The sequence below is a fragment of the Mesorhizobium sp. CNPSo 4670 genome, from assembly GCF_057784235.1.
This window is the reverse complement of sequence record NZ_JBWJFQ010000035.1, coordinates 13,381-28,846: the sequence shown is the minus strand read 5'-3', so window position 1 is coordinate 28,846 and position 15,466 is coordinate 13,381. Positions and strand designations below refer to the sequence as shown.

Below are 15,466 nucleotides of genomic sequence, written 5' to 3'. Positions count from 1 at the left end.
AGCGGTTCGCCGTTTCCGTGAAACGGTGAACTGCTCTGGAGCCAGCAACCGCACAACCCCGCTGGGAACGGGAGCCCGTCACACAGTCCTGATGTGGCAGGCCCCATGTGGCGGGCTGTTTTCGTTGCCTCCCTACACCACGACGAAATCGGCGTTGGTGAGCGCGAGGTTGGCGGCCACCGTGGCGAAATGGATTGAGCCGCCAGCCGCACTGCCGTTGCTGTCATAGGTGAGCCAGCCGGTGTCGGTCTCGTAGATAATGTGATCGTTGCCATCACCGGCAAGGCCGGTGGTGTTCTTGACGAACTGGTCAGCCGTCAGCGTGCCGTTGCCGCCAAGCGCTGCAAAGATCGCATTGTCGACCTGGATAGTGTCGTCGGCGACCGAGAAGTCGGTGATGGTATCGACATTGGTCAAGGCGTCGAGCGCTGTATGGAAATGGAAAATGTCGCTGCCAGTTCCGCCGATCAGTGTATCGTTGCCCAGGTGGCCGTCGAGGATGTCGTTGCCCGCGCCGGCAGTCAGGGTGTTGTCATGCTCGCCGCCATATATCTGATCCGCAAACTGCGTACCGGTGACATTGCGGATAGTGGCTACGGTATCCGTATTCCCAAACGAATCCGTTGCGGTATCGGCTGCCAACCCCAGTTGCGAGCCAACTCCCCAGAGATTGACGAGGATACCATGTATGGCGCCGCTGTTGACGTCGGTACTGTAGTCGACCGTGTCAAGGCCGGAATTGCCATTGATCGTGTCATTTCCACGTCCACCGATCAGCCTGTCGTCGCCTGAATTGCCGTTGATGATATCATTTCCGTCTCCGCCAATGAGCGTGTCGTTCCCGTCCCTGCCGCTTATTGTATCGTTGCCGCCTCCACCGATGAGAACGTTCACGAAACCATCGCCGGTCAATGTGTCGCCACCACTGCCGCCGGTGACATTCTCGATGTTGCGAATAGTATCTTCCGCGATCCCGCCGATCGTGACTTGAGCGTCAACGGACTTGGTTAGACTTACAGCAACAGCAGAGGTTTGGTTGCTGTAGTCGGCCGTATCGAGACCATCTCCGCCATCCATGACATCATGACCGAGGCCTCCTCTGAAGATGTCGTTGCCGCCGAGGCCCAAAAGCGTATTTACACCATTGTTGCCAGTGATGATATTGGCAAGGGAGTTGCCGGTGCCGTCGATGTTCGCCGATCCAGTCAGCGTCAGGTTTTCCAGGTCCTGGCCTGAGAGATCGAAGGAAATCGCGCTGTTGACCGTGTCAGTGCCCTGACCACTGGCCTCGATCACGTGATCGCCGGCATTGTCGACATAGTAGGTGTCGTTGCCGGTGCTGCCACTCATCGTATCGGCGCCGCCCATTCCGTTGATGATGTTGTTGCCACTGTTGCCGGTGATGCTGTTTGCCAGGCTATTGCCTGTGGCGTTGATCGAGGCACCACCGCGCAGCGCGACGTTCTCGATATTGCCCTTGAAGTGGTTGCCATCGCCAAGGTTGATCGAGACATAGCCATTGACGACATCGGGGCCGTCGGCGCCGGCGGTGCTCTCGTCGACGAGATCGCCGGCATTGTCGACATAGTAGGTGTCGTTGCCGATGCCGCCCTGCATCGTGTCGGCACCACCCTTGCCATCCAGTGTGTCGTTGCCTTCAAGGCCGATCAGCGTGTTGACGCCAGCGTTGCCATTGAGAACGTTGGCGAGGGCATTGCCAGTTCCGTTGATGTTTGCCGCGGTGATCAGCGTCAGGTTTTCCAGGTCCTGGCCTGAGAGATCGAAGGAAATCGCGCTGTTGACCGTGTCAGTGCCCTGACCACTGGCCTCGATCACGTGATCGCCGGCATTGTCGACATAGTAGGTGTCGTTGCCGGTGCTGCCACTCATCGTATCGGCGCCGCCCATTCCGTTGATGATGTTGTTGCCACTGTTGCCGGTGATGATGTTTGCCAGGCTATTGCCTGTGGCGTTGATCGAGGCCCCACTGCGCAGCGCGACGTTCTCGATATTGCCCTTGAAGTGGTTGCCATCGCCAAGGTTGATCGAGACATAGCCATTGACGACATCGGTGCCGTTGGCACCGGCGGTGCTCTCGTCGACGAGATCGCCGGCATTGTCGACATAGTAGGTGTCGTTGCCGATGCCGCCCTGCATCGTGTCGGCACCTTCCTTGCCGTCCAGCGTGTCGTTGCCGCCAAGGCCAATCAGGATGTTGACACCCGAATTGCCGGTCAGCGCATTGGCCAGGCTGTTGCCTGTGGCGTTGATCGAAGCCGCACTGCGCAGTGCGACGTTCTCGATATTGCCCTTGAAGTGGTTGCCATCGCTGAGGTTGATCGAGATATAGCCATTGACGATATCGGTGCCGTTGGCGCCGGCCGTGCTCTCATCGACGATATCGCCGGCATTGTCGACGAAGTAGGTGTCGTTGCCGGCCCCGCCTTGCATGGTGTCGGCACCAGCCTTGCCGTCCAGCGTGTCATTGCCCTCGTCGCCGGCAAGATAGTTGCTGCCGCTTGTGCCGGTGATGATGTCGGCGAACTGGGTGCCTTCAGCATACTCGATGCTGGTCAGGGTATCCGTGAAGCCCCAGCCGTCAATTACAACGCCGGTCGTCAAATTGATCGTCGCACCATGGGTGATGATGCCGCCACCATCGACGTCATTTCCATAGTCAAAACCGTCGTCCCTGTAGGAGACCAAATCGTTGCCGGCGCCGCCAATGATGGTGTCGGCGCCGCTTCCCGGCAGTATCATACCGCCGTTTGATCCCAGATGGATGATGTCGTTGCCCGCCCGGGCATACGCCCAAAAGCCGTCATTTCGCATCGTGATGTTGTCTGCGAAGAAGCTGGCGTTCACCGCCTCGACACTGTTGAGCGTATCGGTGTTGCCCAAGCCGTCGGTGACGACACCAGTCTGCATGTTGATGGTCAGGCCGTTTGTGTAAGCCTCGTAGACAATGTCATCCTCCCCGTCCCCTCCATTCACCTGGTCATTGCCGCCAATCGCCATGAAAATTAAGTCGTCACCGGCCAATGCGTTGATGGTGTCGTTGCCGACCAGGTCCTGAACGCCGGGATTGATATCGTTGCCGACGGTTCCGTTGATGACAGCCATTTGGTCCTCCCGTTGTTTGGCATTTCCCCAACGGAAACTGTATCCTACGGTTGCATTAGAGTCATCTGATATAAAGACGTAGGGTCATCCTGTTCGGCACCAGCGAAGTGCCTCGCAATTCGAGTTCAACAGTATTGTTGGACAGCCGCGAAGTTTTCCCAGGAAGCACTACCGCTTCGGAGCGCCGCGGGGCGCAGCGATCAAGGCGGCAGGAGCCGGAAGTCGTTGCCCTCGGGCAGCAATTGTCCGCCATCGACAACAATGGTCGTTCCGGTGATGTAGCTGGCGTCGTCGGAGGCGAGGAACAGGAAAGCATTGGCGACGTCGCGCGGGCTGCCAAGCCGGCCGAGTGGAATGGAGTCTTCCATGTTCTTGATATAGGCCGCGCCACGATGCAACTCGATCGCCTCGGTGAGGATGTTGCCGGGCTCGACGCCGTTGACGGTGATGCCGTAGCCGGAGAATTCGAGTGCCGCGGCACGGATGAAGCCGTTGATGCCGGCCTTGCTGGCTGAATAGTGGCCGTGGCCGGGGCTGGTCACGTGCGGGCCGGTAATGGAGGAGGTGTAGAGCATGCGCCCGTAGTGCTGCGCCTTCATCGGCACCAGGGCGGCGCGGGTGGCATTGAAGGTGCCGCGCAGATTGACCGCCATGACGCGGTCCCAGTCGTCCGCGCTGGTGTTCTCGATCAGCTGCCAGGGATAGATGCCGGCATTCTGCACGACGATGTCGAGGCGGCCGTGGTGTTCGAGCGCCAGCGCCACCGCGGCCTCGGCCTCGGTCATCAAAGAAATGTCGGTGCCGATGAAGGGGACGCCCAGTTCGGCCGCCGTCGCTTGCCCGGCTTCGAGCTCGGTATCGGCGAGCACCAGCTTTGCGCCTTCTTCGGCGAAACGCCGCGCGATGCCCTTGCCGATGCCGCGGGCGCTGCCGACAATCAGCGCCACCTTGCCTTCTAGTCGTGCGGTCATGCGAGCCGTCCTCTCATGCGAGTCTTTGGCGAATGGTTTGCTTGAAAGCGTCGAGCAGCACGGCGGCCAGCACCAGCAGGCCATGGATCACCTGGGTGTAGTTGGCGGGCAGGCCCATCAGGTTGATCGCCGTGTTGATGGCCGAGAGCAGCAGCACGCCGGCATAGACGCCGGGCAGGGTGCCGACACCGCCCTTCAGGCTGACGCCCCCGATGACGACCGCGGCGAAGGCGTTGAACAAAAGGCCGACGCCGAGATTGGCGGTGGCGCCTGATGTGCGGATCGCCAGCAACCAGCCGGCGAGGCCGGCAATGGCGCCGGCCAGCACGAAAGCAATGACCAGATTGCGGTTCACCCGGATGCCGGCGCGGAAGGTCGCGGTCTCGTTGCCGCCGATCATCACGAGATGCCGACCGAACGGCGTCTTGGCCATGATCAGCGAGAAGACGACGAAACAGGCAATCGCGATCCAGGCGGTGAGAGGCAGGCCGACGAGGCGCTGGATGCCGAACCAGCGGATGGCCGGCGCAAGGTCCTGCGCCGAGCGGCCACCCGAAATGACCAGCACAAGGCCGCGCACCCAGATGTAGGACGCCAGCGTGATGATGAAGGCGCTCATCTTCACCCGCACCACCAGATAGCCGTTGAAGGCGCCGATGAGACCGCCGACCGCAACCGCCAGCAGCAGCGACACCGGCACCATCAGCCATTCCGGGTGCAGTCGCACGCCAAGGCCGATGCCTGACGAGCAGAACAGGATGCCGACCGCCATGGCGCTGAGCGCCGCCACGGATTCGACCGACAGGTCCATGTGGCCGGCGATGATGACCAGCGCCAGGCCGATCGACATGACGCCGAGAACGCTCGACGCCTCGACGATGTTGGCGAAGATGCCGAGCTGGAAATAGTTCGGGATGAATATGGAAAACACCACCAGCACGAACAGCAGCATGAACCAGACGAGGTTGTCGAGGACGAACTCCAGGGCATGGCGCGTGCGGGGGTTCATGAACTGATCCGGCTGGCGCATGACCCCGAAATCAAGTCGATTTTCGGGAGGATCATGCACGGTTGGAATTTGCGGAGGATTGGCTCCGGGCCGAGGTAGGCCCGGAGCACTTTCAAGCGACGTGCTTATTCGACCGACTTGACGGTGTCCGATGGCGGCTTCTGGTTGCCCCAGAAGGCCGGGTTATCGACGTTTTCCTTGGTGATGGCGGCACCGGGGATCTTGATGTTGGGGCCCCAGGCTTCCTTGGTCACGGTCGATTTCAAGCCGAGCACGTCATATTCGCCGGGCTTGATCTCTTGCTTCTTGACGACCTTGTCCATGAACATGGCTACGGCCGCGGCCTGCGCGTAGAGCGGCTGCTCGACTTCGACATTGAGCCAGCCCTTGCGGATCAGGTCGAGGCCGACCGGAGCGCCGTTCGAGCTCATCAGCATGACGTCGCCCGGCTTCTTGCCGGCAGCCTCGAGCGAGGCGACGGCAGCCACCGACAGGTGCGCGGCATGGCTGAAGATCAGGTCGATATCGGGGTTTGCAAGTATCTGGTCGTTGACGATGGTCCCGGCTGCGTCCGCCGCCCATTGCATGGCCGGAAGCGAGATGATCTTGACGTCCGGAAACGCCTTCATCTTCTCCTCAAAGCCTTTCTGGATGTCGAGCGTGTAGGGATCGCCGGGGTCGCCGAGCACCTGCAGGACCTTGCCCTTCACCGCGCCGTTCTTGGCTTTCAGCAGCTTCTCAGCCTGGTCCGCGGCGACGTAGCCGATCTCGACCGTTCCGGCGACCGAGGTGAAGTCGGAGGGCGTCGAGGTGATCTGGCGGTCGAACTCGACCACCGGGATGCCGGCCGCGCGCGCCGCCTCGATGGACGGTTTCAGCGCATTGAAATCGACGGCGGCGAGGATGATCGCCGCCGGCTTCAGCGCGATGACGTCATTCATCTGCGATTGCTGCGCGTCGGTCTTGTTGTCGGCGTTCAACGTCTTCACCTCGTAGCCGACCTGCTTCAGGAACAGCTCCAGCGCGCTCACCGAGCCGGTCTGGAACTCGTCGAGCAATGTCGGCACCATGTAGTAGACAGTACCTTTGGACTGGGCGAATGCCGGCATAAGCGTGGCAAAGGCCAGTGCCAGGATACCGAAGACAGCAAGAAGTATTCGCTTCATGTGGTTCGCTCCTGTTGAGCCGGACCCCTCTTTTGTCCCTCAGCCTGCCGGTCCGGCACCGGCAAGCGTCTCCCCGGTGATCATGTTGATCACCGCATCGGGACTTGTTTTGTTGCGTGCAACATCGCCCGCCACGACGCCCTGGCGGATCACCACGATCCGGTCGGCGACCTGGAAGGCCTGCTGCATGATATGGGTGATGATGACGACGCCGATGCCCTGGCTCGCCACCTGGCGGATCATGTCGAGACCGCGCCGCGTCTGCTCGACGCCGAGGGCGGCGAACGGTTCATCGAGCAGCACCAGCTTGCCGCCCCAATGCACGAACCGGTTGAGCTCGATGGCCTGCCGCTGGCCGCCGGAGAGATGCTCGACATTGGCGCGCAGCGAGGAAATGCGCGTGCCGGCGCTGGCCAGTGCCTTTTCGACGACGGCCTCCATGGCGCGCTCGTCGAGCACGGGGATGCCAAGAACCTTCCTGATGATCTCGCGGCCCATGAAAAAGTTGGCGACCACGTCGACATTGGTGCACAGCGACAGGTCCTGGTAGACGGTTTCGATGCCCGCCGCCTTGGCTTCGGCGGGCGACCTGGCAAGGAACTCCTTGCCCTCGAACAGCATGCGCCCCGAGGTCGGCTCCAGCCCGCCGGCGATGATCTTGACCAGTGTCGATTTGCCGGCGCCGTTGTCGCCCAGCAGCGCCACGACCTCGCCCTTGCCGATCGAGAAGCTGATCCCCTTCAGCGCTTCGATCGCGCCATAGTTCTTGGTGACGTTGTCGAGCACCAGCAGGGGTTCGCTCATGCCGCAATCCCTCCGGTTTTCAGAAGATCGCGCCCGCGTTCGCGTTCAGCCGTGAAGATCTGGCCGAAACGCGGCGACAGCACCCCGGAAACCGCAAGGGCGGCTGCGCCGCGCAGCACCGAATGCTGCCCGCCCCGCGCGACCATGACGCGCGGCGTCGTGCGGTCCTTTCGCGCCGAGACGGAGTTGTGCAGGCCTTCGGTTGAACCAGCCAGCCGTTCGAGCAGGTCGGTGGAGGCCAGCCCGCCGAGGATGATGGTCTCGGGGTCGAACAGGTTCTCGATGGTGGCGACGGCGTTGCGAAAGATCGGGGCGACTTCCGCCACCCAATCGGCCTCGCTGCCATTCCAGCGCCGGAGCGCCTCGAGCGAGAGGTATCTTTCGAGACAGCCGCTGTTGCCGCAGGGGCAAGCCTCGCCACCTGGAACGACGGGAATGTGTCCGACCTCGCCGGCATTTCCCCAGGCGCCGCGCAACACGCTGCCGTCATGAACCATGACGCCGCCCAGGCCAACGCCGAAATAAAGATAATAGTATTCGGAAAATTGCGCGCCGAGGCCGTAGAGGCGCTCGCCCATGGCGGCCGCCGCCATGTCGGTTTCAAAGAAGGCCGGCAGTCCGGTCGAAGTCGCCAACCGCTCACGCAGCGCCACATCCTTCCAGCCGGTCATGGTGGTGGGGCCGACAAAGCTCATGGACTCGACGCCGAACGGGCCGGGCAGGGCGAGGCCGACCCCGAGGACGCGCCCTCCCGCCCGCAATCTGGTCAATTCAACCACCATTGCTCCGATCAGGTCGAAGGCGTGGTCGGGCGTCGCGTTCGGGGCTTCGCGGTACGTGCTCTCGATCACGTCGCCGCTCAGATTGATCAAGGCGGCACTGATGCCGAACGGGGTGATGTGGATACCGACTGCATAGCCGCCCTCGGGATTGATGCGCAGGGTCGCCGGGGGCAGGCCGCGGCCCTTCGGCTCTTCGCGCAGCGAAAGGATGTAGCCCTGCTCTTCGAGTTCGCGAACGATGGTCGACACGGTCTGGACGGTGAGCCCGACGCGCCTGGCGATCTCGCCGCGGGCGATTGGTCCCTGCAGGCGGATGGACTCAAGCACGATGCGCCGGTTGTACGGCCGCCCGAACTCCTGATTGGTCCCTCGCAGTGCCATGACGTGCGCCCCTTAGGAGAGCTCAGCTTCGCACCGCTTATTTATTCAGTCAAATGGAATTCAAAAATAAATTCGTGCATCCGGCCCTTCGGGACGAGGGCTTGACCAGTGGATGATTTCAGGGGCGCGAAACCATCGTCCGGTAGTCAGGCGGCATGGATGGCGTTGCCTCGGCTCGCCGGGTTGCTCGCGAAGCGGGGCAGATAGGAGTTCGGAGGTATTGGGCCAATCAGCTCAGGGCCTGCGCGGCTCAGAGATACTGGGCGACCTTCTTGCCGATCGTGAGGAAGCGCAGCGGATCGATGGCTTCGCCATTGTGGCGGACTTCGTAGTGCAGGTGCGGGCCGGTCGAGCGGCCGCTGCTGCCGGTCTTGCCGATGACGGCGCCGACATCCAGTTTCTCGCCCACGGTCACGTCGATTTCGCTGAGATGCCCATAGCGCGTCGCAAAACCATTGCCGTGGTCGACCTCGACCATGCGGCCATAGCCACCGTTCCAGCCTGCCTTGGTGACGACGCCGGGCGCGGTGACCTTTGCGGCCATGCCGATCGGCGCCCTGAAATCCATTCCGGAATGCAGCGCCGCGGTGCCGAGGATCGGGTCGGTGCGCACGCCGAACGGGCTGGTGACGGAATGGCCCGGAGCTGGGTTTGTCAGCGGCAGCTGGCGCGCTTCCTTCTTGAGATGGTCGAGCGTGTCCAGCGCCTCGTCCAGTTCCTTGACCTTGCTGTCGAACATCATCGAACTGTCGAGCGGGATCAGCGGTCCGCCGACGTCGCTCTCGTTCTTGCCGAAATCGCTGTCTACCGGCAGGCCCGCCGCTTCAAGTGCCTGCGTGATCGCGTCGGCGCTCTTGTAGGCGTTGTCGGCGAGCGTGCTGATGCGGGTCAGTTGATCGCTCTCGATGGATTTCAGCGACTGGTTGATCGACACGAACAGTCGGTCGGCACGATCGGCGGCTGAATCGTTGGGCAGCGGATCGGAGCGGGTCGACCACAACGAGAATGGCCGGGTGTCGCCGGCGCCGAGATCGGCGCCCAGGCTGGCGACCGCGTAGGCCTGCGCCGGCGGCTTGATGCTGCCGGTCACCTCGGCGCGTTTGTCCGGCTTGCCGGCCGCCACCGGATCCTCGGCAGGCGCCGCTCCGACTTCGCTCTCTGCGCGTTCGAGCAGCGGGCCGAGGCGGCCATGACGCTGGCTGAGCTGGCTCTGGCGTTCAAGCAGTTCGCTGACCTTGGTTTCCATCAGCTGCTGGTCGAGCAGCTGGCGGCTGGTGATGCGGTCGACCTGGGCGCGAAGCGCCGAAATGCGATCTTCATAGGCCTGCTGCATGCGTGCCTGCCGCGCCGTGGTGGCGCCGATCAGGTCGTCGCGCAGCACAAGATAGGAGGTGGCCAGCAGGTAGCCGATGGCGATGGCCGCCAGCGCCGAGCCGACAAAGGCCGCGAGCCAGGGGCGGATCGTGAAGTGCCTGATCTGATCGCCCCGGGCGATGATGATCGTGTGGGGCTCTTTGCGCCTGCCGAAGACTGCTGACTGACCGGTTGCCTTCACGGGACCAAGCTTTCGTTTACGACACCACGACAGCTTGACTACACATTATTAAGGTTAACAAAGCTTTGCGCTGCGGACTTTTCAGTAACGATTGCCCGTCAGGCGGGCATGGGGTTGCGGGCAGTCGGCCGTGCCGACGAAGATCTCAAAGCGCGCGGACAGCCGCGAGCACCTCTTCGGCATGGCCCTTGACCCGGACCTTGCGCCAGACCCTGGCAATCCGTCCGTCGCGGCCGATCAGGAACGTCGCCCGCTCGACCCCCATGTATTTGCGGCCATACATCGATTTTTCGACCCACACATGGTAGGCCTCGATCACCTTGCGCTCCTCGTCGGCGGCGAGGTCGATGGTGAGGCTGTATTTCGATTTGAACTTGTCGTGCTTTTTGACGTTATCAGGCGACAGGCCGATCACCACCGCGCCGGCCTTCTCGAATTCGGGCTTCAGTTGCGAAAAGCTGATTGCCTCTTGCGTGCAGCTTGTTGTGTCGTCCTGCGGATAGAAATAGAGCACAATGGGCTTGCCGGAGGTTGCGGCAAGGCTGAGCGATCCGCCGCCGTCCCGCGGCAGGTCGAATTGCGGCGCGATATCGCCTACGTCTAGGTCAGCCATACCGATGCCCTTGTTTGTGGTTACGCGCCAAGCCACACCGATATAGTGTCGAGCGGGGATTCGTCCACGATCGAGTTCGTACAACGGAAAATTGCGTGGATCAGGAGCAACCGCAGCACGAGAAGATCCGGTTCAGGCGGCATGAGATCACCGACCTGGGGGCCTTTCCCTCCGCGTGCCGCGTGCCGCCGCTGGGTCAGGCGCGGATCGGACGCGGCTTTCGCATCCTGGCAAGGGTGTTCGCCGGTTTCGCCTGCCTCGTCCTGTTGGCGGCGGTCGCTGTCTATCTGGTCGGTGCGTCCGGCGTTGGCTCCGAGCGGCTTCGGGCGGAAGCGGAAACTGCCATCGAGAAATTGGCCGGCGTCGATGTCGATGTTTCGGTGGGGCCGGCGCGCATCACCCTTGATGGATCGAGCTTCATTGCGTTGCAGGTCAGCGACGTCAGCCTGAAGACCGCCGACGGCAAGCCGATGGCCGATGCGGGCCGCGTGCGCTTCGGCGTGCGCCTGATACCGCTGCTGCGCGGGGAAGTGCGGCTGACCAGCGCCAGGATATCCGATGCGCACATCGTCGTGGCGGCGATGCCGTCCGGCGGAGATTGGGCAGCAAGCCTGCGCAATCAGGATGGCCTCGTCGATCCGGAGAAACTGACGGCTGCGGTGTTCGCCAACGTTCACAGCGCGCTCGACGCCGTGCGGGAAGATTCGATGCGCCAGATCGATCTTCGCAATGTCGAATTCGTACTGCCCGAAACCGCAACGATAAAGCGGGTCAAAGTCACCGACGCCGCCGTCGTGCAGTCGGGACCGGGCGGCATGCAGTTTTCGTCGCAGGCCGATGTCGACGGCAGGGCGGTTACCATTGCCGCTTCCGCCACCCGCGATATCGCGGCACACCGCGTGACGGCGCTGGACGCGAGCATCAATCTGGCGGATCCCAGTGTTGTCACGGGCGTCTCCGACACCACAGCCGCTGCTGGAAAGCTGGGTGCGGTGGCGCTGAAGCTGACCGGATCGGAAGGGTCTGGCACGAATGCATCGCGGCTGACGGCCGCTCTGTCATCGACTGGTTCCATCCTCGATCTCGGCACACGCGGGCTGCTGCCGGCGGACGTCGACGTCAACGCCACGCTGGTTGCGGGCAGCAACAAGGTCCAGGTGGACAGATTGCTGCTGAAGATCGGCCGGTCGACATTCGATTTCGCCGGTTCGATCGGGCCGAAGCCGGCAACCGGAGCGGCCGGCGAGGAACCGGCCTATCGCTATGACCTGACGAGCGACGGTTCCTCGCTGGCGCCTTCGGACTCGCCCGAGCCAGCGCTCACCTTCCTCGCCCGGATTGCCGGTGTCTACAACACGGTGAGCCACAGGCTGGTCGCCGAGCAGATCGCGCTTCGCTCCGCCTCCTCCGGCGAGGTGCTGGGCACCGCCGCTGTGGAGTTCGTCGACGGCAAGGCGCCGGGAATCAACTTGGCGTTCAACGTCCACAACATGCAGGTCTCTCACGTCAAGCAGCTTTGGCCATGGTTTTCGGCACGCAACGCCCGGCTGTGGGTGCTGGCCAATCTGTTTGGCGGCCGCGTCGTCGACGCCAACCTCCAGTTCCACGTCGTCCCGAACCGTCTCGGCAACGGCGTGCCGCTGTCCGCCGACGAGGTGTTCGGTCGCTTCCAGATCGAGGGATCGCGTTTTGACACGGCCGGCCGCATTCCGCCGATACGCGACGCCGTCGGCGTTGTTGGTTTCCATGGCAATGATGTCGACGTCTCCCTGTCCTCGGGCACCGTCTACATGCCCAGCGGCCGCACCGTCGCGGCCAGCAATGGCACGCTGACGGTCAAGGCCGCCAACCACCCGCCAGTCATCGGTGCGCTCGACATCGATGTCGAGGGCGACGCCTCCGCCGTTGCCGAACTCGCTTCCTACGAGCCGATCAACGCCATGCGCCATGTCGGCCTTTTGCCGGAAGATCTGTCGGGCAGCGTCACCGGCCATGTCAGGGCTGACATTCCGTTGCAGTCCGGCGTCGACTCCTCGAAGCTCGATTGGCTGGTGTCGCTCGACTACAGCGGCATGTCATTGGCCAAGCCGTTCGAGGGGCAGACCGTGACGGATGCCGACGGTTCGATCACCGTCGACCCTGAAAAGGCGGTGATCTCGGCCAAGGCATCGCTGAACGGCATTCCGGCCGAACTCGACCTGATCGAGCCACTCCGGGATGACGGGCCGCCGCCCAGCCGCAAGGTGGCCCTGGTGCTCGACGACAAGATCCGTGCCGCCGCAATGCCCGGCTTGACGCCGCTGCTTGGCGGAACGGTGAAGGTCGCGATCGACAAGAGCGGCAGCGGCGACCAGAACGTCTCGGCCGATCTGACCAACGCCAGGCTGGACATCCCCTGGGCCGGCTGGAGCAAGGGGGCGGGGGTTCCCGCCAAAGCCACATTCGTCATGTCCAAGTCCGGCGACACAACGACGCTGTCCGACTTCGATCTCGACGGAAAGACCTTCTCCATCGAAGGCGACATCGTGCTGGTCAATGGCGCCCTGTCTTCCGCGAAGTTCAGCAAGGTGACCTTGAACCGGGGCGACGATGTCGCCGTGTCGGTGAAGCGGTCCGGCAAGGGCTATGCGGTCGACATATCAGGCAACGCGCTGGATGCCCGCTCGCTGATCAAGCAGTTCACCTCGGACGTCGACACGGCAACCAAGACCACCGGCTCCGATGCCATTTCCGTCAGCGCCGATGTCGATCAGCTGACCGGTTTCCACGACGAGCAATTGTCCAACCTGAAGCTCGACTACAGCGCTGCCGGTTCGCGCGTGAACGGGCTGAAGGTCAGCGCCACGGCAAGTTCGGGCGCCGCCATAACCATCAGCAACACGACCGGCGGCGGCCAGCGCACACTCAACATGCAGTCCGCGGACGCTGGCGCGATCCTTCGGTTCCTCAACATTTACGAGCATATGGAAGGCGGAGCGATCACGCTGGCGCTGGCGGGGCCGAGCGACGGATCGCTGAGGGGCAAGGTCGATACCAGCAACTTCTTCGTGGTCAATGAGCCGAAACTGGCTTCCATCGTCTCGACCACGCCGGCCGGCGACAGCCGCAGCCTCAACCAGGCGGTCAAGGGCAACCTGGACACCTCGCGGGTCAAGTTCGAACGCGGCTACGCCGAGATCGACAAGGGCGGCGGCTATCTGAAACTGGCCAATGGCGTGCTGCGCGGCCCCCGCATCGGCACCACGTTCCAGGGCACCCTCTACGACCAGGACAACAACATGGACATGACCGGCACGTTCATGCCGGTCTATGGCCTCAATCGCATCTTCGGCGAATTGCCCATCGTAGGCGCGCTTCTCGGCAATGGCCGCGACCGCGGCCTGATTGGCGTCACCTATCGCCTCAAGGGCAATGCCAACAAGCCGGTGCTGGATATCAACCCGCTGTCGGTGATCGCACCCGGCATCTTCAGGTCTATCTTTGAATATCGGTGACCGATCTCAAGCTGGCCGAACCAAAATATGCTTTTTCCTGCCGAGTGAAAGCTTTACGATCTTTTCCGGACTCAAATCCTGAAGCGTCACCAGCCGGCGCTCGTCGCTGACGGGCTGGTCGTTCAACCGCACCGCACCGCCCTGCACGTGCCGCCGCGCCTCGCCGTTCGACGCCGCCAGTCCGGCTGTCACCAGCAACGACAGGACGCCGACGCCGGCTTCGAGCGCTGCCTTGTCCACCTCGACGCTCGGCAGCGATTCGGCGAGCGCGCCCTCCTCAAACGTCTTGCGCGCCGTCTCGCTGGCTTGTTCCGCGACCGCACGACCATGCAGCAAGGCCGTGATCTCGGTGGCGAGGACCTTCTTGGCCTCATTGATCTCGGATCCGCCGAGCTGCTCGAGCCGCGCGACCTCGTCCAGCGGCAACGTCGTGTAGAGTTTCAGGAAGCGGCCGACGTCTGCATCCTCGGTGTTGCGCCAGTACTGCCAGAACTCGTAGGTGCTCAGCATCTCCGCATCGAGCCAGACCGCGCCCGACGCCGACTTGCCCATCTTGGCGCCTGATGAGGTGGTGAGCAACGGCGTGGTCAGCGCATACAGCTGCGCGTCCTCCATGCGGCGGCCGAGATCGATACCGTTGATGATGTTGCCCCACTGGTCGGAGCCGCCCATCTGCAAGCGGCAGCCGAGGCGCTTGTAGAGCTCGACGAAATCATAGGCCTGCAGGATCATGTAGTTGAATTCGAGGAACGACAGCGACTGCTCGCGATCGAGCCGCAGCTTGACGGAATCGAAGGCCAGCATGCGGTTGACCGAAAAGTGACGGCCGACGTCGCGCAGGAAATTGACGTAGTTGATCTCCATCAGCCAGTCGGCGTTATTGATCATGACCGCGTCGTTCGGCCCGCTGCCGAATTTGAGGTACGGCATGAAGTTGCGGCGGATGCCGGCGAGGTTGTCGTCGATGTCCTGCGGGGTCAGCAGCTTGCGTGCCTCGTCCTTGAAGGACGGGTCGCCGATCATCGAGGTGCCGCCACCCATCAGCGCGATCGGCCGGTGACCGGTCTGCTGCAGCCAGTGCAGCATCATGATCTGGATAAGCGAACCGGCATGCAGGCTTTTGGCGGTCGCGTCGAAGCCGATATAGGCCGTCACCGTCTCCGTGGCGAAGAGATTGTCGAGGCCGGCATCATCCGAAGTCTGGTGGATGAAACCGCGCTCGCTCATCGTGCGCAGGAAATCGGATTTGAAGGCAGGCATTTTGTGTTTCCCGAAAGCGTCCGGCCAATCTGGCCCGGGCGTGGCGTGCATGAACGCGCGCGTTTAGCACCCAAGCGCGATCAGCAAAAGTGGAATCCGGTTTTGCGTTCGATCGCGCGCCAGGCAGAGATCCGCGATCAGCAAAAGTGGAATCCGGTTTTGCGACCCGCGCGGATGACGCCCGCTATGCTTGCTTCATCGTTTCGGCTGGCGTAATGAGGCGCCGCGCCAAAGGTTCTTGCAGTCCACGACCTCGAGCGGCACCGCACGGCATCCACAAAATGCCATATCCGACGACAGAGCCCCGA

Annotated in this window: 10 protein-coding genes; 1 reads left to right on the top strand and 9 read right to left on the bottom strand. The window is 62.6% G+C overall.

Going from position 1 to position 15,466, the window contains the following annotated elements:
- Positions 1 to 132 precede the first annotated feature (132 nt).
- The 8 genes from AC0ZT5_RS33865 to AC0ZT5_RS33830 all read right to left on the bottom strand — a co-directional run bounded on the left by AC0ZT5_RS33865 (position 133) and on the right by AC0ZT5_RS33830 (position 10,404).
- Positions 133 to 3,123, bottom strand: coding sequence for a beta strand repeat-containing protein (locus tag AC0ZT5_RS33865; RefSeq protein WP_488499993.1), 2,991 nt, complete (start codon positions 3,121 to 3,123; stop codon positions 133 to 135).
- Positions 3,124 to 3,323: 200 nt separating this feature from the next.
- Positions 3,324 to 4,094 (bottom strand): SDR family oxidoreductase, encoded by a 771-nt coding sequence (locus AC0ZT5_RS33860; protein ID WP_488499992.1) that lies wholly within the window; start codon positions 4,092 to 4,094, stop codon positions 3,324 to 3,326.
- 13 nt (positions 4,095 to 4,107) lie between these two features.
- A complete protein-coding gene (locus AC0ZT5_RS33855) occupies positions 4,108 to 5,103 on the bottom strand; it encodes an ABC transporter permease (protein WP_488499991.1) in 996 nt (331 codons plus the stop codon).
- Between the two features lie 125 nt (positions 5,104 to 5,228).
- Positions 5,229 to 6,269: a sugar ABC transporter substrate-binding protein gene (locus AC0ZT5_RS33850; RefSeq protein ID WP_477287907.1), complete on the bottom strand. Its 1,041-nt coding sequence runs from the start codon at positions 6,267 to 6,269 to the stop codon at positions 5,229 to 5,231.
- 39 nt (positions 6,270 to 6,308) lie between these two features.
- Positions 6,309 to 7,073 carry an ATP-binding cassette domain-containing protein gene (locus AC0ZT5_RS33845; RefSeq protein WP_488499990.1) on the bottom strand — a complete coding sequence of 255 codons (765 nt, stop codon included), beginning with the start codon at positions 7,071 to 7,073 and terminating at the stop codon, positions 6,309 to 6,311.
- Complete coding sequence (locus tag AC0ZT5_RS33840) at positions 7,070 to 8,236, bottom strand: ROK family transcriptional regulator (RefSeq protein ID WP_488499989.1); 1,167 nt, start codon at positions 8,234 to 8,236, stop codon at positions 7,070 to 7,072. The genes AC0ZT5_RS33845 and AC0ZT5_RS33840 overlap by 4 nt, the downstream gene beginning before the upstream one ends.
- A gap of 250 nt (positions 8,237 to 8,486) precedes the next feature.
- On the bottom strand, positions 8,487 to 9,791 hold the full coding sequence (locus tag AC0ZT5_RS33835) for a M23 family metallopeptidase (RefSeq protein ID WP_488499988.1): 1,305 nt from the start codon (positions 9,789 to 9,791) through the stop codon (positions 8,487 to 8,489).
- Positions 9,792 to 9,936: 145 nt separating this feature from the next.
- A complete protein-coding gene (locus tag AC0ZT5_RS33830) occupies positions 9,937 to 10,404 on the bottom strand; it encodes a peroxiredoxin (RefSeq protein ID WP_488499987.1) in 468 nt (155 codons plus the stop codon).
- A gap of 95 nt (positions 10,405 to 10,499) precedes the next feature.
- Between AC0ZT5_RS33830 and AC0ZT5_RS33825 the strand changes: the two genes are divergently transcribed.
- A complete protein-coding gene (locus tag AC0ZT5_RS33825; protein ID WP_488499986.1) occupies positions 10,500 to 13,898 on the top strand; it encodes a hypothetical protein in 3,399 nt (1,132 codons plus the stop codon).
- Positions 13,899 to 13,904: 6 nt separating this feature from the next.
- On the opposite strand, the gene tyrS is transcribed toward AC0ZT5_RS33825, so the two are convergent.
- Positions 13,905 to 15,158 (bottom strand): tyrosine--tRNA ligase, encoded by a 1,254-nt coding sequence (gene tyrS, locus AC0ZT5_RS33820; RefSeq protein ID WP_488499985.1) that lies wholly within the window; start codon positions 15,156 to 15,158, stop codon positions 13,905 to 13,907.
- Positions 15,159 to 15,466 lie beyond the last annotated feature (308 nt).